We start from the raw sequence: 17,506 nt of genomic DNA on the forward strand, positions 1-17,506 counted from the left end.
GCGCCATCCTGTCAGCGATCATCTTCAACGCGCTCATCATCGTCGCGCTGATCCCGTTGTCGCTGAAGGGCGTCAAATACCGGGCTGTCGGTGCAGGCGCGCTGTTGAGGCAACGTGTGCGGCATTCCTCGCTTGTGTTCAAAGCTGCGGCTCCGGATCAGCCGTGCTCAGGACCCTGCGTCTACGCATGCTTTTGCCGTTTTCCTCAACAGGTAAACCAGTCCGGGTTCCACCACCCATTCGCCGAAATGCAGGGTTTCGACGTCGAGACTGCCGTCGCTGCGGCGTGGAACGACGCCCGCGAACTGATAACGCTTTCCGGTACGGTCGGTCACGGTGTCCGATATCGGCATTCCGTCGAAGTAGCCGATGACGTCGCCCTCGGGTTGAGGACCATCCAGCATGAAGTATTCAACTGGATGCCCTGGACCGATTTTCGGCGCGAATGAAAGTCCAATAGCCTTCTTACCCATTTCATCACCGGACAATTCGTGTGGAAACTCCGCCATGGCAAAGCGGGGCTTTGCGTCCGGCAGAAGTCTTTCCTAGTCATTGCGACACGTTAAGCCTGTCGCTCTCCGAAATCTTGAATTCTAGTCCCTGGTTTGGAAGGGAAGTGCTCCTCTGTGTTCCATCACGGCAACAAGGACTCTTCGTAGCGGCATTGGTCGAGGCATGATCCGTTTGAGCGGAACTCTATCGAGAAAACGCCGCCGGGAACGCCGCCTACAATCTTCGGCGAAAAATCCAGGGGTACACTCATTGATGGCCTCGATCGCAGCATTGACGAACACGCGTCTTTGGTCGGGACTGCCGCTAAATACGATCGCGGAAGGCTTCGGCTGACCAAGCAATGTGCCGTCGCGTTTGAAGCCGAATCTCAATGTCACTGACGCGTCATGCTGGGCGAACGCCGTTTTGCTCCAGCATCTTTGCAACGCCACGGAAACCTGGTTCATCGAGCTTAGCGGTTCCGCCGCCAGCAGTTGCGACAGCCCAAGCATATACACCGCAAGGATACTCAATCCGAATTTGCGAAACATGCCATCCTCGCCGTTTCTAAGCCGCCGTGACGGCGTTAGCGATCAATTTCCGCCGGGGCCAAAGCGCTGCGTCTTGGATCGGGCATAACTTCTGTTCCGAATTTGGGCCGGGACTGGATCGACGATACTGATAGGCATCAACTAATGATTGTAGCAAAGCCGCTGGGTTGGAACGTTCAAGCCATAATCGGAATGTGCTTTCGCGTTCGAGACGGACAATTGCAAAATAGTGGCCGAACGGCAGGACACCGCGCGTATGGTTCAAGGATCACGGCAGGCTGATGCCGTGGGACCCGCTGCGGAGGTCGTATTTCAACGTTCATGGCCTGTGGACTTGTTTGGCACCGCCGTTTTTTCTCAGTCTGCCTGGCGACGAGCCGGTTGAGATAAAGCCGCTGCCAAAACCGAGACGATTCTTCCAATTATGCCCTATCGGTTCAATCACGCGTGCTGAACGTGTGAGATGATACAACCAATGTCCAGGATGAAGTCTATCAAGAATTGACGATGCGCCCAAGGTTTCCCCTCCCTGACAGCGGACATCGTCGATCCGTGCTTTCGTCACGGTAAAAGGCTCCCGCCCATTCCCCCCATGGACGGGAGCCGTTTTTTACATCACATCCCGTGCCCGCTCACAACCGAGCCGAGGGAAACGCCCTCCTGAACATCGGCGCGTACGTTCCCGCCGGACTGCTGCCGCTGGCGACCGGATTTTTTTGGCCAATTGGGTTGGCCTTGGCCCTGCCACGGTTGTCTTCGCAATAGTTGTCGCCCTCAGCGCATCCACGGGAGCGACATTCGTCGGCGTGAAGATGCGCAGCATTGGAGAAGCTCATGACACACTTCCAACTCTCCGTTAACGGCAGGCAAGAGCAGGTATCGGCCGATGATCCGGAAATGCCGCTGCTCTATGCGCTTCGCAACGATCTCAGCTTGCATGGACCCCGTTTCGGCTGCGGGCTCGGCCAATGCGGGGCCTGCACGGTCATCATAGACGGAGAGGCGGCGCGCTCCTGCATCACTCCGATCTCATCCGTGGGTGAAGGCAAGATCACCACGCTTGAAGGACTGGGAACCCCCGAGCACCCTTCACCTGTCCAAGCCGCCTTCATCGAGGAGCAGGCCGTTCAGTGCGGTTATTGCATCAACGGCATGATCATGCAGGCCACGGCATTCCTGTCAAAAACAAAAAATCCGACTGAGGGCGAGATCAGGGAAGCCTTGGCATCCAATCTCTGCCGTTGCGGCACGCACGTGCGGATTGTCCGCGCAGTGCAGCGCGCCGCTCGCGAAATCTAGGTGATGTCATGTTTGAAACGTTAACCACGCGTCGTGACTTCCTCCGGACCGGAACCGGCTTGGTCGTGAGTTTTGCACTTGCCCCCGCCGTGTTTGGAGCGGCTGAGGCCTCCATATCCAAGGTCAATCCAAAACCGACGGATCTGGACCATGTCGACAGCTTTCTGGCGGTTGGAACTGATGGCACCGTCACAGTATATTCGGGGAAAGTCGACCTCGGCACCGGAGTTAAGACTGCGCTTTCGCAGATGGTGGCCGACGAACTCGATATTGGTTTCCAGCAAGTCATCCTGATCACGGGTGACACCATGACAACGCCGGACCAGGGGCCGACCTACGGAAGTTCGTCCATCGAAATGGGCGGCTTCGAAATACGCAAGGCAGCGGCCACGGCCCGCAAGGCCTTGCTGGATATGGCCGCCCAAAAACTTCATGTCGAGCCGGCGTCGCTTACCGTGTCGGGTGGCCGGATCAGTTCCGGGAACCGGACGGTCACCTATGCAGAACTCGTCGGCGGCAAGTCCTTCAGCATCGGTGTCGACTCAAACGCCGCTTTCAAAGCACCTTCGGCTCTCACGCTGATCGGCACATCGGTCAAACGTGTCGACATTCCCGACAAATGCACCGGCGCATTCACCTACATGCAGGACGTGCGGCGTGAGGGAATGCTGCATGCACGGGTAATCCGCCCTCCGGCGATGGGGGCCGAACTGGTCGGTTTCGACGACGCGGAAGCAAAGAGTGTCCCAAGTTTCCTTGCAACGGTGCGGCAGAGCAACTTCCTCGCGGTCGTTTCGAGTACCGAATGGGGTGCGATCAAGGCAACGGCCGCCGTTCGGGCCAATTGGTCGGGTTGGGAGGGGTTGCCGGAACAGGCTAAGCTCTTTGATGCCGTCCGCGCGACCAAGTCCATCAAGGAGGACATCACGTCTTCGGTGGGAGACGTGCAGGCCGCTCTCAAGACGGCCGCAACGCATCTGGATGCGACATACGACTTCGCCGCCCACACGCACGGGTCAATTGGTCCATCCTGCGCGGTAGCGGAAATTGTCGACGGGAAGTTGACATGCTGGACCGCATCGCAGTCGACCCACGCTCTCAGGTTGCAGCTTGCGACGATGCTGGCGATCCCGCCCGAGAATGTGCGTTGCATTTATATGGATGGGGCAGGGTGCTATGGCCGCAACGGGCATGAGGACGCTGCGTCAGACGCTGCACTCATATCAAGCAAGGTCGGCGGCAAGCCTGTCCGCGTGCAATGGATGCGCGCCGACGAACACGTATGGGATCCGAAGGGTCCGCCGACGCTTCTCGACATGAAAGGCGGTCTCGACGGCAATGGTGAGATCGTCGCCTGGTCATCAAGCCTTTTCACGCCAGCGACGATGGGGACGAACGTTCCGCTCCTGACCGGCATGCTGGCTAATTCGCCAAGCACAGGCGGGATTGTGCCGGGAGGCGTCACCGCCGATCTGGCAATACCATATGACATCGCAAATGTTCACACCGTTGCACATCGGCTGGAATCGACACCGTTCCGGCCCGCCTGGATACGCTCGCCGGGCCGCATGCAGAACACCTTTGCCAACGAGAGCTTTCTCGACGAACTGCTGGCGTCGGCATCGCTCGATCCGATGTCGTATCGTCTCGAACATATCAATGACCCGCGCGGCGAGGAACTCTTGACCCGGCTTGCAAAGCTCAGCGGATGGGATGAACGGCCGTCTCCGCGCAAGTCGACGGGTGATGTCTGCCAAGGGCGAGGGCTGGCTTATGTTCACTACGACCTGACTCGTGCCTGGGTTGGCGTGGTCGCCGAGGTAGAAGTGGTGCGGAGCAAGGGCACGATACGGGTCCTCCGACTCTTCGCCGTCCAGGACTGTGGCCAGATCATCAATCCGGACGGTGTCCGTAATCAGATAGAAGGAAACCTGGTACAGACGACCAGCCGCACCCTGATGGAGGAAGTGACCTTCGATCGGTCAACGGTCACGAGCACGGATTGGGCAAGCTATCCGATCATCACCTTTCCCGACGTTCCCGAGATTGTCGTCGAGCTGATCGATCGACCGGAAGAGAAATCCTTCGGTTCCGGAGAGCCCAGTGCCGCAGTGGTCCCAGCTGCCATTTCGAACGCCGTGTTCGATGCGACAGGAGCAAGGATTCGATCGGTTCCCATGACACCGGCAAAAGTATGGGCGGCAATCGGCGACCATTAAAGTAGCCCTTGCCAACTTACGGTCACGAGAGGTTTGGAAAAAAATGCAGCGATCGAGTGTCGACGATGCACAGAAGCTAAACACGTTCCCAATCCGGGAAATGATAAATAGGAGTACGAAATGTTTGACATGAAAAATCTGGACCGCTTGAAAAAATTAGGAGAATACGCGCCAGAATCGATGAGTGCATTCTGGGCATTTGACAAATCTGTGTTTGCTGACGGCGCACTCACTGTACAGCAGAAACAGCTTATGGCGGTTGCTGTCGCGCTTACTACCCAATGTCCCTATTGCATCGAACTGCATCCAAAGGCTGCCCGCGCGGCCGGGGCGAACGATATGCAATTGGCCGAGGCCGCGCTTGTTTCAGCGGCAATCCGTGCGGGGTGGATCCGTTACCCACGCTACCCACCTGTTCGAGAACGGAAAATGAAGGTCGCGGTTGATCTTATATGATCCTGGAAAGGAGGCGATCGACAACCTGAACCGGGAAATTGTTGTCGGCAAGATGCGATCATTGACGCCCTGGAACGTCTAAGCCCTTTGATGGGAAAGAAGCGCGTTTTACCAAATCAGAGACGGTCCATTTTCACTTGGGGTGTAGAACCGGCAAAGGCGTTGGCAGCCCGGGCAATTTCGTTGATTGTAATGCGCATGCGCGCGGACAATGTTTGGGTACGCGGCCATAAAATGTTGATGGGCAATTGCCCGCCCGACATGCCTTCAAGGACTGTCGCCACAGTCCCACGTCGGAGATCGTCTCCAACAAGCCAAAGCGGAAGCTGTGCCAGACCAAGCCCTGACCTCACAGCAGTGAGCATTGCCTCATAATCGAGAAATTCATGCTTGACCTTGATGATGTGAGGCGCAGTCGTGCCATCGGGCTGCTTCAAGAGCCACGCAGCGTGGAGTTCGCTACGCCATCCGGTGATACAGTCATGTTTGGCAAGATCTTCAGCGCTGCCGGGCGATCCATGCTCCTCCAGATAGGCAGGTGTCCCGCAAATGACCAGCTGCTGTACCCCAAGGGGCCGGGCCACAAGATCCGGGCTGTCGTCGAGAACGCCAATCCGTACGGCGAGGTCGATGCCTTCAGCAATCAGATCAACGCGCCTGTCGGTAAAACTGACACTGAGCATCAACGCCGGATATTGTTTTGCGAGATCGATAAGCAAAGGCATCATGTACAGGCGACCGAACGCGCTCGGCAGGTCGATTCGAAGTCGGCCGGACGGCTCGCTGCGGGCCATTGTGAGACTTTCCGCCCCCCGATCCAGTTCCGCCAACACCGCAACGCAGTGAGCCAGCCAAATCTCACCGTCCGCGGTAAGTGTCAAACGCCGGGTGGTCCGATGCAGCAGCTTCGCACCAAGACGCACCTCCAGCCTAGACACGGCTCGCGCCGCTGCTGATTTGGTCACACCTAGTTCACCAGCAGCCCTCGTAAAGCTGCCGAGGCGCGCCACGGCGACGAATTCCGGGATGCCATCGAATAGCGTGTTCATGAGACTATTGTAGCGCCACACGCACCAAAGAGTCGAGTTGAAGACGGCTAATCTTTCGGTGCGGACGAAACTAGGTATGGGAGCATCAACCAAATGGAGCTCAACAACATGGCCTCTCTTTTCGATCCATACGACCTCGGCGCGATCCGCCTCAAGAACCGCATTGTTATGGCTCCCATGACGCGCTCGCGAGCGCGCAATGACGCGCTGGCCCCGAATTCCGCCACCGCATTGTACTATGCACAACGCGCTACCGCTGGTTTGATCATTTCCGAGGGTGTGCTCGTCAGCGTCGAAGGGCGCGGCTGGGCTTATGCGCCCGGAATATACAACTCGGAACAGGTCGCCGGCTGGCGCAACGTCACCAACGCGGTGCATGCCAAGGGTGGCGTGATTTTCGCCCAGATATGGCACGTCGGTCGTTCCAGCCACGTTTCACTGCAAAATGACCTGCAAGCCCCCGTCAGCGCCGTCGAGACGCAGGCCGAAGGTGCCGTCGCCTATAGTTTCGACGAAAACGGCACGCTGGCGTATCAGCAGCAAAGCAAGGCGCGGGCGTTGAAGATCGACGAGATCCACCGCATAACGGCAGAATTCGTCGAGGCGGCACGTAACGCCATCGCCGCGGGCTTCGACGGTATCGAACTGCATGCGGCCAATGGCTATCTCTTCGAGCAGTTCATCAGCGGTGCACTCAATAGCCGCGACGATAGTTATGGCGGGCCATCGATCGCTAACCGGCTGCGCTTCACCTTGGAGACCGTCGATGCGATTGCCGCTGCAATCGGACCCGAACGTTTTGGTATCCGTCTGTCACCGTATGGCCGATACAACGCCATGCAGCCTTTCGCCGATGAAGCCGAAACGTGGCTGTCTGTCGCTGCCGAACTGTCAAAGCGTCGGCTCGCCTATGTCCACATCAGCGATCAAACAACAATGGGCAAGAATGGCATTCCCCAAGACTTCATGCAGAGGTTCCGGCATGCCTATAACGGGACACTTATCGTTGCCGGAGGCTACCTCAAAGACAACGGCCAAGCGGCCATTGACTCGGGCTCGACCGATCTGATCGCGATCGGACGGCCCTTCATCTCCAATCCAGATCTTGTGGAGCGACTGCGCAACGATTGGCCGCTTGCCGAACTCGACCGCACTACAATCTACGATGGCGGCAATAAGGGATACGTGGATTATCCGCTGTTTGAATGCGCGCACCTGACGGCAGGGGCGCGGCTATGAGCGCTGAAGCGACTCCTAACTCCGAAGTCACTCGTTCCGGCCTGCCGCTTCTGGGCCTTCTGGCGCTCGCCACGACGAGCTTTCTGACAACTCTAACCGAGGCCCTGCCGGCCGGTGTTCTACCACAGATGGGTGCCGATCTTGGCGTCAGCGAATCTTGGGCAGGACAACTCGTTACAGTCTATGCAATCGGCTCCCTTCTGGCCGCTATACCGCTGACGACGGCGACCCGCAGTTGGCGGAGACGCCCGCTTCTAATCATGACGATTGTCGGTTTCGCAATCGCTAACTCCGTCACAGCTCTTTTTGACAACTTTACCGTCATTCTGGTCGCTCGCTTTCTAGGAGGCGTTTCGGCAGGACTGCTGTGGGCACTCATGACGCCCTATGCCGTACGGATGGCACCGGCACATTTGACCGGGCGGGCCATGGCCATTGCACTTGCCGGAATCCCGGTGGCTTTGTCGCTCGGCATTCCGGCCGGAACGTTCATCGGGCTTCAGTTTGGCTGGCGCATTGCCTTTGGCCTCATGACCCTTATGGCCGTTCTGCTCATCGGCTGGGTACTGGTGAAGGTGCCAGACTTTGCCGGAGAACAAAAAGGCGGACAGCATTCGCTATGGGGCGTTGTCATGATGCCGGGCATGCTGCCTGTGCTTGTCACGATCCTTGCCTATGTCCTGGCGCACACTGCTCTTTACACCTATATCGCACCGCTTCTGGAAACCGTCGGATCGGGTGGCCAGACAGACGCTGTCCTGCTCACCTTTGGCATCGTCTCGTTGGCTGGCATCGCGATCGTCGGTGCAACCGTCGACCGGGCACTGAGACTGCTTACCGTGGGCGACATCGGTCTCTTTATCGTTGGCGCATTGCTGCTGACAATCGGCTCCGTCTCCCCTGTCATTGTTTATGGGGCGGCCGCGATCTGGGGCCTTGCCTTTGGCGGAGCCAGCGCGATTTTCCAGACTGCCCTCCTGCGATCGGCCGGCCCGGCCGCCGGCACCGCGGCTGCCATCATCGTGACAGTCTGGAACATCGCCATTGCCGCAGGTGGCTTCGGAGGCGGGGTTATTTTGCAGGACCTTGGCCCTTCGGCACTGCCTTGGTCCTTGCTGGCCCTCCTGAGCCCGGCTCTCGCTATTGCAACGCTGCACTCTGCCTTCAGTAGCACCAGAGCGACCCCTGCGGGGGGTGTGCCCGCGGGCGGTGTGCCCGCGCAGAGTGAACACGCTCAGTAGCACTGCGTTACCTACGCCCTTGTGACGCAGGCAAGTGAGATATCTCACCGATTGGAATGACGGCCGGCCGAGAACCGAGCTCGATTTCAAATCCTATCATTGGGCGAATAGCTGGCGTCTTGTCCGTTAGATCAGGGAATCACGCGATCGGCTCGCAGTCGATCGAACGCGTCGGTGAACGACGCAACCGTATCCTGATAGTCGAGGAAGCCGAGCTTTCGACTGAGGGTCATGTCATTGAAGGTTTCGACTTCGCGGCTGAGGTCGGCGTCGGTATGCCAGAAGGGTGGCAGAATTCGTGCCGCTTCTTCGCGTTTAACGTTGTTAAAAGGTGTGCAATCGCCTTGAATGGCACGCTTGAAGTCTCTTACTCCAGATCATCCAAGACCCGTCGCGCTGCCTTGAGGTCCGTTGTGTCAAAGCCTTCGGTGAACCTGTCGAAAATTTTTTCCAACAACTCCTTGGCCTCTTTCTTACGGGACTCGGCAAGCCAATGGCGAGCCAGCACCGTCGCGGTTCGTAGTTCCAAAGCCAGCGCGCCCTGCAAGCGCGCTGTTGCAATAGACCGCTGCAAAGCTAGTTCTGCTGCAACCGGGTCCGGTGCGGGTTGAGTCAGCCAGATTTCGGCCCGTGCACGCAGCAGTTCGGGCATTTCGAGCGCATCCACGTCCTGTTGCGTTGGTGAGATCATGTCGTCGATCGCAACCGCTGCCTCTTCAAAGTATCCTCGCTGCACAAGTGCGGCCGAGAACGCGGGCAAAAAGCGAGGTATGACCCAAAGTGCTCGTTCTGTCTTTAACTCTGCCAATGCGCCCCGCAAAAGTTCTGTCCCGTCGACCAGCTCTCCTCGCGCAACGGCAAGTTCTCCTTGCAACGCTACGCCGAGATTGCCGTAAGGCTGCAATCCATGTCGTGCGGCGTATGCACCGATGCGATTGATGCAATGTTCCGCAATGTCGAAATCGCCCCTTCGGATAAAAATCCCTGCAGTAAAGACCAGGGTGACGCAGCGATTTACGGGGTCGGCCCTGCTTTCTGCCTCCTCCATCGCCTGCCGGGCAGTTCCGGCAGCGCGATCAGGAAAACCGCGCAACCAATGCAAGCGCGCTTGCACGATAAGTGCGCGGATACGATGGTTATATCCGAAGAAGTCGAAAAGGTTGGAAGCCCGCAACGCGTCATGTTTGAAACCCAAGTCGCAATGGCGTTGGGCGATGTCGAGCTTTCCGAGAAGGTAATGCGAAGTGCCGAGCATCCATTCGGTCATAATTCGGGCTTCGACGTCGTCGATGTTGCCGGCGACCGCGGCACTGCGCTCGGCAATTGCAAGAGCGCCCCGGAAATCGTTTATAATGATGAGGTGCAGATGGAGGCCAGCGAGCAGTTGCAATTGGTGGTGACTCTCATTGAGCGACTGGGCAAGCGCCAGTCCGCGTTCGATGGCGGTTCGCACTTCCGCACCGTTGCCTCGGGTCAACATCGCCGAGATAGCCAACCCTTCCTGCAAGGTCAGCTCTTTCAGCGTACCTCTATCGGAATCGTCGAGTTCCGCCAACCCGCACTCGCACCAATGCTGGCAGTCACCAAGCAGGAACAAACCACGAAAAAGCGGCGTGGCACGAGCAGCGAGTTCGGTTCCGATTGTTCTGTCCGATTGACTGGAAAAACTCCATTCCAGAGCCGCGCGGACGTTGTCCACATGAGCAGCAAATGGTGATAAATCGCGTTTACTGAAACTGCGAACGTCAATTGTCGCTGATTTAAGGACGTTGCAGAAGTAAAGCGCGTGCCGGCGGGCGGCCGCATTTTGCCCGCCGCTGTCCGCAAGTTTCGCGGAGGCGTATCCCCGCGTGGTGTCCAGGAGCCGGAAGCGGGTTGACCCGTCGACGCCCTCAGTCCAGATCAAGGACTTGTCGACCAGGCTTCCAACGGCAAGGGCAACATCAAGTGGACTCCAAACAGCATCATCCGTGATCGCTTGGGCCTCCTCAAGGGTAAAATCCCCGGTGAAGACCGAGAGACTGCACAGGACCTGCCGGTCCCGGCTCGAAAGCAAATTGTAGCTCCAATCCAGCATCGCGGAAAGTGTCTGGTGGCGCGGCAACGCACTTCGCCGGCCTTGCCAAAGCAAATTGAAGCGATGGCCGAGAAGATCGGCGGTGCCCTGGATCCCATACACGCCGACCCGCCCGGCAACTAGTTCGATCGCCAGGGGGACACCGTCCAGTCGACGGCAAATATCCGCAACGACAACAGCATCGGCATCAGTCAAACCGGAACGATATCCACCAGCAATGGCCCTATCCATGAAAAGCCTGACGGCCGGTGAAGTCATGGCGGAGGCAACAGTAAGCTCAGGGCCATCAGGCGGGCTTTCGAGCGGAGGCAACAGATGCACGTTCTCTCCCTCGACGCGTAGGGATTCCCGGCTGGTCGTCAGAATGTGGACTTCTTTTGTCCCCCTGACGAGGCGTTCAGTCAGCTCTGCGGCTCCCTCGATCACATGTTCGCAGTTGTCGAGGACGAGGAGAACGCGCCTCTGCAAGAGGAAGACGATGAGGCCGTCCAACGGATTTTGGGAGAGGGGACGGTACCCGACCGCAGAAGCGACGGTCGCCGGCAGCAGCGACGTTTCGGAAAGCGGGGCGAGATCGACAAAAAAGACCGACCCCTGAAAGTATTCCGCCAGCCCGTGGGCGACGGACACGGCTGTCGTCGTCTTTCCCAATCCTCCGGTTCCGACAACGCTGACGAAACGGCTGGCCACCAGCATTTTCTTCAATTCGGCAACACTTTGCTCGCGCCCGATCATTCTTGCCAGGCGAGGGGGCAATCTGGGCACGGACGGCGTAGACGAGCCGCCGCCTTCCGAAACGCTTTCAAGCGGACGAAGTTGTTCCGTCCAACGCACGGGGGCGACAAAACAATAGCCGCGGCCGGGAACATTAGTGATAAATCTGGCACCTTCCTGACCGTCGCGGAGGATTTTGCGCAGGTGCCCGATATGCACCCGCAGATTGACGTCCTCGACCACCAAATCGGGCCAGGCGCGTTGCATCAGTTCCCGCTGGGACAAGACCTCTCCCGAACGTTCGGCAAGCGCCGTAAGGAGGTCAAGCTGCCGGCTCCCGAGGACAACCGCTTCGCCGTTCCGGTAAAGAAGCCTCTCGGCCGCAACCAGTTGGAAGGAACCGAAAAAAGCGATGTTTGACTTGGCAGATCTCCGGCTCTCTCCCATCCAAGTCAACCCTTCGCCGCTGTCACTCCGTAAGTGGACAGAATTAGTTTTCTCCTTCGTCACAAAATCCATTTCAGTTGCACTAATTCTCTGCACGAGTGTCTCCCCATGCGCCCTTTTGGTCAACGACGGAGCACCGCCGCAGGCAAAACGGCGAACTCACGTCACAAAAATTGGCATTTATCACATGAACTCGTGTCCGTGAATGTACCTCGTAGAGTGTGCTGACCGAACTTGGCTTCGCCAGAAAGGGGGACAGGAATTGAACGACGATCCGTTTCATGCCGTCGCGCCGCAAGCAATTGCTGCTGGGTTGCAATCGTTGCCGTCGCGACCACGATTGCCGCAGCGTTCTCCGGGCAGTTTTACTGAAGACGACAGCACGAACGTGGCAGCCCTCTTTCTGTTCTATCCGCAGATCGACTGCAACTCCGGCGACACGTCCGTAGCTCGCACTTTCGAAGTGTGTCAGTACAGTAGCGTGATCGAATAGCGCTGGCTTGGAGCGATGCGGCAATTTTGGTACAATAGTCCCTTCAACCTCGTACCAATCCAACTGTTTCTTCTGAGCGCAATCATCCCAATCGCGCTCAGAGCGAGGCTCGCTTTAGGAAATATTATTCACACCACTGGTGTGCTTTTTTGAACGTAGGCCAAGCGTCGGAATCGTGTCCCGTCACCGCTTTTGCACCACCAGCAGGTAATGGGGTATATCGGATATTGTTGACTCCGTTGCCCAAGTTGGATGGGCTGGTGTTCGGCATTGCCGCTTCCCTTGCGCTTGACGAGCGTTTTCCAATCAGGTCCTTCAAAACGGCGTCTGCCCACCCTTCCTACACGCCAAGTGCGGCAACAGCAAAGCCGTCAATGAACGACGGCGCAGCTGCCTGGCGAGCCACAGCGGTGGCTAAAAGACCCGTGGCCCCGGCCGAAGCAAGGCTTGATCGCTTGTATGGATACCGAAGGCGTTCCGGACAGCGGCGATCCTGTCGAGTTTCAGTCCCGCAATTCCGTCAATATGGAGGCCGATAAGCTAGCAATGACGTTGCTCGCGCATAAGAACGTAGGTTTGCATGGACGCGGTGGCGACCTCACCGCGGAACAATCGGCTGAGTTGTAGGAGAGCGCCAATTGTGTCTGCCTCAGCCACGATTGATCGATTTCGCGAGTGGGATCACCAACGACGATCAAGGCTGCGAACGGCTGCGTTTGACTTTCCAATTCCGCGCTCCGTGCCCAAAGCAAGCTCAAAGCTGGCGCGCTAATCTATTGTTCGGATGGCGCTGTGGCGGAGTGAAGCAGTGTGCATGTGCGTTTAGGCTGCAAATACGACATTGTTTACATGAATGTCTTGCTCGAGATGACGACGCCCGCTGCGGCAACGAAAAGAACCAATTTCTTGTCAGAAGTCGGCATGGAGATAGGCAAGATACGCCTTGACGCTTTTCTCCAATTCTTCATCACTGAATCCTGCATTTGCACCATGTAGAATGAAGCTGGGTAAAAGGCGGTCCTTGATGAATATTGCGGTTAGTTCGAGTGGCTTGGTCAGCTCGCTCATCGAGAAATGATTGCGGCCGCCAGCCCTTTACGCCTCGGCTGCCGTTCCCGTGGAATAGGCGAGACCCAGTTCCTTGCCGACAAAAGCATCTCCATCACGACCATAAGCCCAACCATGGCTTAGCACACGATCAATCCAGTTTTTGAGCACGGCAGGGACGGAGTACCAATAGATCGGAAACTGCAGGATGATGCGGTCATGAGCCTCGATGAGACGCTGCTCATTGTCCACGTCAATTGTTCCTGTTGGATACGATTGCCCGATCTCATGGACATGAGCCAGTTTTGCCTGGGGCACCCGCGCCAAGCCAGTAAGAGTGCACGGTGGAACCGGCCATGTTTGGATGGGCGGCGATGATCAAAGTGTTGCGTGACATTGCAAATGGCCTGCGGGAATGGGCGGGGCCAATGGCAGCCCCTTCTGTTCTAATGCGAGCTGCAGACTACTAGGTTTTTCTGGATGCTTCGAGTTTACCGTTGTGAATTCGGGTTTTGGTGGTCCTGTGGAAATCCGGTCCAGGATTACATCTTCAAGCGCCTTTAAACATCAATTTACACCAATTCTTCAGTTGGAAGCATATCGTTCACCTCATGGCGAACTTATAAAATTACCCGTCACGATTTTCTACTTGGGTAAGTGAAAGCTCAGCGTTTACAACCGGATAGGATTGTTAGAATGATCAGCAATGCGAAAATACTCATCGTCGGCTCTAGCGTCAGCACGTTTGTCTTGAAGGACGGCCAGAAGCAGCCGACCGGATACTACTTCAACGAATTGGCTATCCCCGCACAGGCGTTGGTCGATGCGGGTTTTGAAATCGTCTTGGTAACGCCGCTCGGAAACGAGGCCATCGTTGATCGGCACTCCCTCAGCGCCAGCCATTTCGGGGGAAACGAAGAACGCTTTCAGAATGCCCGAGACTTCGTGACCATGAACTCCGGCCTGCGCAATCCGCGCACGATAAAGTCGGCGATCGAAGAGGGTCTCGAGAACTTCATGGGAGTATTTCTGGCGGGGGGTCATCCGCCGATGATCGACCTGATGGTGGACGCCGATTTGGGCACCGTCCTGCGTCATTTCCACACCGAGTCAAAGCCGACGGCGCTCCTTTGCCATGCGCCTATCGCGGTGGCCGCGGCAATGAAAGAAGCGAAGCGGTTCCGTCAGGCGCTCGTCGACGGCGATACGCTCAGTGCGATGGATGCTGCACACGACTGGCAGTATGCAGGTTACAGAATGACGGTGTTCTCCAATGAGGAAGAAAAGTGGGCCGAGGAGAACGTCCTTCACGGCCGGGTGCCGTTTTACGTCGCCGACGCACTGAAGAATGCAGGAGCCATCCTGGAGTTCAAGGGACTGTTTGTTCCTAACGTCGTCCAAGACCGTGAACTCATCACAGGCCAAAACCCTGCGTCCGATCATCTCCTTGCCGCTGCCCTCGTCAGAGCGCTTGACGTCTATACAGCACGAAGAGCAGCGGCCATGGCGAATTCCGAGAGTCGGTCCCCGGCAAGTCTCGGCACACTCAATTGACGGGCAGCATCCATGTTGTTCCAGGTGCAGATAGCGATCAGAATACCGCAAGGCGTAGACAAGACCGAGGTCGAGAAGCTCAGCGCGGCCGAAATCGAACAGGTCAAGCAACTGCAACGCGACGGCAGGTGGCTGCACATCTGGCGCGTCGCCGGCAAATGGGCGAACACCAGTATTTTGGACCTGCAGGGCCCCGAAGAACTGCACCAGATAATCAGTTCGTTGCCGCTGTTTCCTTATATGGAAGTCGACGTCATTCCGCTCAGCCGACATCCGGCCGCGCTTTGATTTTACCAAGAAAACGCTAGGAGCTAACAATGCGAGTTTGGTTCATTACCGGGGCGTCACGCGGCTTTGGCGCACTGATTGCGCAAGAGGCTTTGGAGGCAGGAGACGCGGTCGTCGCAACTGCGCGTAATCCGCAGACCGTCATCGGCAGGTTTGGAAATCACCCTGGTTTGCTGGCCGTAACGCTCGACGTCACCAACGAGGCGCAGGCACATTCCGCAACCGAACAGGCTGTCAAACACTTCGGTAAGATCGATGTCCTCTTGAACAATGCCGGGTTCGGTCTCCTTGCGGCCGTCGAGGAAGCGACTGCGGCAGAAGTAGAGAAAGTTTATGCGACGAACGTCTTCGGCCTGCTCAAAGTGACCCGTGCGGTCCTTCCGCACATGCGCCGTCAGCGGTTCGGGCATGTCATCAACATATCCTCGATCGGCGGTTATGTAGGCAGCCCGGGCTGGGGGGTGTACAGCTCGACGAAATTTGCGGTCGAGGGGCTTTCCGAGGCCCTGTTGGCCGAGCTGCGTCCGCTTGGGATAAAAGTCACCGTGATTGAGCCTGGATACTTCCGGACGGACTTTTTGGACGACGCGTCCCTCACGGTCAGTGGCGGCAGCATCACGGACTACGACGAGACCCCGGCCGGTGCAATGCGATCCAAGGCTGCCAGTGCCAATCACGCACAGCCCGGCGATCCTGCCCGGCTGGCCAAGGCGATGATCAAGCTGGTCAATGAACCTAACCCCCCGTTTCGCATGCCGTTCGGCTCGGACACGGTTGCCGCCATCGAAGCGAAGAACGCCGGCGTCGCCAAAGAATTGCATAGGTGGCGCTCGCTGGCGGTGTCGACGGACTTCCCGGACGCAAGGACGACTTCGGCCGAGTCGGAAAATCTCAAGGCAGCAGGATAGTGGATTGGTTGCAAGTCACAGACGGAGCTTTGCCATGGAGCAGAAAGTCAGCATGATCATTTTTGCGGCGATCGCCTCGCTTGCCGCTTTCCCAGCACTCGCTGACGGTGACGTCGCGCGCGGGACCAGTCTTTTCAAACGGTGCTCCGGCTGTCATACGGCAACCGACCAGAACAAGGTCGGTCCAGGTCTGTTGGGCGTTGTCGGCCGTAAAGCCGGGACAGAAGCCGGATACAAATACTCCGGCGGCATGGCGAAATCGGATGTGGTCTGGGACGATACAACGCTCGACGCGTTCCTTGCGGCTCCCAGAAAGGTCGTGCAGGGCACGAGCATGTCGGTCTCGATAGCGAACGCAACCGATCGGCAGGATATCATCGTCTATCTCCACACTCTTGCCAAACAATAAACAGATGTCCAAGTTTCCGTCGATGTATCGTCATTTGATTTTCGGGATCATGCAGTCAGGTATAACGTGTGCCGTGGCCGCCGGAATCGCGAGCCTTCCCTTCTATGTGCAGGGAAGCTTTGCCTCTCATTGGGCTCGTGGGTTTCTCTATTCTTGGATAATCATGCTCCCCGTGGTGGTGATCGCCGCGCCAGTCATCCGCAGGATTGTCGACGCAATTACGCGTTGACTGAAGCTGGCATCATCGATTTGATCCGAAAGAGAAGTGACATGGCAAGACGAAATTCAGTCGAGATCGTCGAACGTTTCTGGCGGGAGGTTTGGCAATCGAAAAATCTTAATGCGATCGACGATCTCGTCATTGAGGACTTCGCGATTACGTCGAGCGGTGGGCAGATAGAAACGCGAGACGCGTTCAAGAAGTGGGTGGCGGCATTTCTGTCCAGCATCAACGACGCAGGCGGCTGCTGGACCCCCTATGACAACAGGCCGAGGGCTCCCGTAGTCGAAGCACGCCAAGCAGCCAACGATCGGGCTTCCAGCAAGGCAACGATCACCTTGGCCGACGATTTGACTGTCAACACCGTCACCGAGGCGTCGATCGACAACATCAAGGAAGGTGATTTCGTCGGCATTGCCAATGTGCCGGACGGTGGAGGCACCAGCAGTGCCCTCGAAGTCGTCATCTTCCCGGCCGCACTCAAGGGCACGGGCGAGGGCGACTACGCCTGGTATTTGAAGCCGAACAGCAGCATGACCAATGCGACCGTTGCCAATGCCGTAAAGGGCGTGGACGGTCGGACGGTTACCGTCACTTATCGAAGCGGACAAAAGAAGATAGCAATCCCCGATAACACGCCCATCGTGGCCCTGGCAGCCGGGAAAGCGGACGATCTAAAAGCGGGAGCGGCATTGTTTATCGCCGCGGTCAACGGCAGCGACGGCAAGTTCACCGCGCATCGTGTCATCGTTGGCACTGACGGTGTGGTTCCGCCGATGTGATGGCGGGCAACAGCGGGAGTT

18 protein-coding genes are annotated in these 17,506 nt (G+C 57.4%); 14 read left to right on the forward strand and 4 right to left on the reverse strand.

Annotated features, from left to right (window positions below):
• The 4 genes from PHA01_RS12535 to PHA01_RS12550 all read left to right on the forward strand — a co-directional run.
• Positions 1-449 (forward strand): hypothetical protein (locus PHA01_RS12535; RefSeq protein ID WP_271896695.1); only part of this gene is annotated, 449 nt, incomplete at its 5' end.
• A gap of 1,428 nt (positions 450-1,877) precedes the next feature.
• Positions 1,878-2,342: a (2Fe-2S)-binding protein gene (locus PHA01_RS12540; protein WP_271895972.1), complete on the forward strand. Its 465-nt coding sequence runs from the start codon at positions 1,878-1,880 to the stop codon at positions 2,340-2,342.
• Between the two features lie 8 nt (positions 2,343-2,350).
• Entirely contained in the window at positions 2,351-4,561 is a 2,211-nt protein-coding gene (locus PHA01_RS12545; protein WP_271895974.1) for a xanthine dehydrogenase family protein molybdopterin-binding subunit, read from the forward strand.
• A gap of 120 nt (positions 4,562-4,681) precedes the next feature.
• Positions 4,682-5,017 carry a carboxymuconolactone decarboxylase family protein gene (locus PHA01_RS12550; RefSeq protein WP_271895976.1) on the forward strand — a complete coding sequence of 112 codons (336 nt, stop codon included), beginning with the start codon at positions 4,682-4,684 and terminating at the stop codon, positions 5,015-5,017.
• A 116-nt stretch (positions 5,018-5,133) separates the two neighbouring features.
• On the opposite strand, the gene PHA01_RS12555 is transcribed toward PHA01_RS12550, so the two are convergent.
• Positions 5,134-6,066, reverse strand: a complete 933-nt coding sequence (locus tag PHA01_RS12555) for a LysR family transcriptional regulator (RefSeq protein ID WP_271895978.1) — start codon at positions 6,064-6,066, stop codon at positions 5,134-5,136.
• Between the two features lie 93 nt (positions 6,067-6,159).
• On the opposite strand from PHA01_RS12555, the gene PHA01_RS12560 reads away from it, so the two are divergent.
• Positions 6,160-7,305: an alkene reductase gene (locus PHA01_RS12560; protein WP_271895980.1), complete on the forward strand. Its 1,146-nt coding sequence runs from the start codon at positions 6,160-6,162 to the stop codon at positions 7,303-7,305.
• Positions 7,302-8,546, forward strand: a complete 1,245-nt coding sequence (locus PHA01_RS12565; protein ID WP_271895982.1) for an MFS transporter — start codon at positions 7,302-7,304, stop codon at positions 8,544-8,546. Before PHA01_RS12560 ends, PHA01_RS12565 begins: the two co-directional genes overlap by 4 nt.
• A 367-nt stretch (positions 8,547-8,913) precedes the next feature.
• On the opposite strand, the gene PHA01_RS12570 is transcribed toward PHA01_RS12565, so the two are convergent.
• Positions 8,914-11,784: an ATP-binding protein gene (locus PHA01_RS12570; protein ID WP_271895984.1), complete on the reverse strand. Its 2,871-nt coding sequence runs from the start codon at positions 11,782-11,784 to the stop codon at positions 8,914-8,916.
• Positions 11,785-12,046: 262 nt separating this feature from the next.
• Here PHA01_RS12570 and PHA01_RS12575 point away from each other — a divergent pair, with 262 nt between their 5' ends.
• Together PHA01_RS12575 and PHA01_RS12580 are read left to right on the forward strand one after the other, a co-directional pair.
• The gene (locus PHA01_RS12575) at positions 12,047-12,277 is read left to right on the forward strand and encodes a hypothetical protein (RefSeq protein WP_271895986.1); all 231 of its coding nucleotides are present in this window, start codon (positions 12,047-12,049) and stop codon (positions 12,275-12,277) included.
• A 459-nt stretch (positions 12,278-12,736) separates the two neighbouring features.
• Positions 12,737-12,904, forward strand: coding sequence for a hypothetical protein (locus PHA01_RS12580; protein ID WP_271895988.1), 168 nt, complete (start codon positions 12,737-12,739; stop codon positions 12,902-12,904).
• Between the two features lie 282 nt (positions 12,905-13,186).
• On the opposite strand, the gene PHA01_RS12585 is transcribed toward PHA01_RS12580, so the two are convergent.
• Both PHA01_RS12585 and PHA01_RS12590 read right to left on the reverse strand, forming a co-directional pair.
• A complete protein-coding gene (locus PHA01_RS12585; RefSeq protein WP_271895990.1) occupies positions 13,187-13,345 on the reverse strand; it encodes a hypothetical protein in 159 nt (52 codons plus the stop codon).
• A 27-nt stretch (positions 13,346-13,372) separates the two neighbouring features.
• Positions 13,373-13,642: an NAD(P)H-dependent oxidoreductase gene (locus PHA01_RS12590; RefSeq protein ID WP_271895992.1), complete on the reverse strand. Its 270-nt coding sequence runs from the start codon at positions 13,640-13,642 to the stop codon at positions 13,373-13,375.
• Between the two features lie 378 nt (positions 13,643-14,020).
• Between PHA01_RS12590 and PHA01_RS12595 the strand changes: the two genes are divergently transcribed.
• From PHA01_RS12595 to PHA01_RS12620, 6 genes are read left to right on the forward strand one after another with little or no spacing between them, the layout of a single operon-like run.
• The gene (locus PHA01_RS12595) at positions 14,021-14,878 is read left to right on the forward strand and encodes a type 1 glutamine amidotransferase domain-containing protein (RefSeq protein WP_271895994.1); all 858 of its coding nucleotides are present in this window, start codon (positions 14,021-14,023) and stop codon (positions 14,876-14,878) included.
• A 12-nt stretch (positions 14,879-14,890) separates the two neighbouring features.
• Positions 14,891-15,166, forward strand: a complete 276-nt coding sequence (locus PHA01_RS12600; protein ID WP_271895996.1) for a muconolactone Delta-isomerase — start codon at positions 14,891-14,893, stop codon at positions 15,164-15,166.
• A 29-nt stretch (positions 15,167-15,195) separates the two neighbouring features.
• Positions 15,196-16,074, forward strand: coding sequence for an oxidoreductase (locus PHA01_RS12605; protein WP_271895998.1), 879 nt, complete (start codon positions 15,196-15,198; stop codon positions 16,072-16,074).
• Positions 16,075-16,108: 34 nt separating this feature from the next.
• Positions 16,109-16,483, forward strand: a complete 375-nt coding sequence (locus PHA01_RS12610; RefSeq protein ID WP_271896000.1) for a c-type cytochrome — start codon at positions 16,109-16,111, stop codon at positions 16,481-16,483.
• 22 nt (positions 16,484-16,505) lie between these two features.
• Entirely contained in the window at positions 16,506-16,712 is a 207-nt protein-coding gene (locus PHA01_RS12615) for a DUF2798 domain-containing protein (protein ID WP_465248736.1), read from the forward strand.
• A gap of 41 nt (positions 16,713-16,753) precedes the next feature.
• Entirely contained in the window at positions 16,754-17,485 is a 732-nt protein-coding gene (locus tag PHA01_RS12620) for a nuclear transport factor 2 family protein (RefSeq protein WP_271896003.1), read from the forward strand.
• The last annotated feature ends 21 nt before the right edge of the window (positions 17,486-17,506 follow it).

This window comes from Candidatus Phyllobacterium onerii, assembly GCF_028331445.1.
GTDB lineage: Bacteria > Pseudomonadota > Alphaproteobacteria > Rhizobiales > Rhizobiaceae > Phyllobacterium > Phyllobacterium onerii.

Coding starts and splice junctions, on each gene's coding strand:
- PHA01_RS12540 (WP_271895972.1), top strand. CDS start 1,878: ATGACACACTTCCAACTCTCCGTTAACGGCAGGCAAGAGCAGGTATCG.
- PHA01_RS12545 (WP_271895974.1), top strand. CDS start 2,351: ATGTTTGAAACGTTAACCACGCGTCGTGACTTCCTCCGGACCGGAACC.
- PHA01_RS12550 (WP_271895976.1), top strand. CDS start 4,682: ATGTTTGACATGAAAAATCTGGACCGCTTGAAAAAATTAGGAGAATAC.
- PHA01_RS12555 (WP_271895978.1), bottom strand. CDS start 6,066: ATGAACACGCTATTCGATGGCATCCCGGAATTCGTCGCCGTGGCGCGC.
- PHA01_RS12560 (WP_271895980.1), top strand. CDS start 6,160: ATGGAGCTCAACAACATGGCCTCTCTTTTCGATCCATACGACCTCGGC.
- PHA01_RS12565 (WP_271895982.1), top strand. CDS start 7,302: ATGAGCGCTGAAGCGACTCCTAACTCCGAAGTCACTCGTTCCGGCCTG.
- PHA01_RS12570 (WP_271895984.1), bottom strand. CDS start 11,784: ATGGGAGAGAGCCGGAGATCTGCCAAGTCAAACATCGCTTTTTTCGGT.
- PHA01_RS12580 (WP_271895988.1), top strand. CDS start 12,737: ATGGATACCGAAGGCGTTCCGGACAGCGGCGATCCTGTCGAGTTTCAG.
- PHA01_RS12585 (WP_271895990.1), bottom strand. CDS start 13,345: ATGAGCGAGCTGACCAAGCCACTCGAACTAACCGCAATATTCATCAAG.
- PHA01_RS12595 (WP_271895994.1), top strand. CDS start 14,021: ATGATCAGCAATGCGAAAATACTCATCGTCGGCTCTAGCGTCAGCACG.
- PHA01_RS12600 (WP_271895996.1), top strand. CDS start 14,891: ATGTTGTTCCAGGTGCAGATAGCGATCAGAATACCGCAAGGCGTAGAC.
- PHA01_RS12605 (WP_271895998.1), top strand. CDS start 15,196: ATGCGAGTTTGGTTCATTACCGGGGCGTCACGCGGCTTTGGCGCACTG.
- PHA01_RS12610 (WP_271896000.1), top strand. CDS start 16,109: ATGGAGCAGAAAGTCAGCATGATCATTTTTGCGGCGATCGCCTCGCTT.
- PHA01_RS12615 (WP_465248736.1), top strand. CDS start 16,506: ATGTATCGTCATTTGATTTTCGGGATCATGCAGTCAGGTATAACGTGT.
- PHA01_RS12620 (WP_271896003.1), top strand. CDS start 16,754: ATGGCAAGACGAAATTCAGTCGAGATCGTCGAACGTTTCTGGCGGGAG.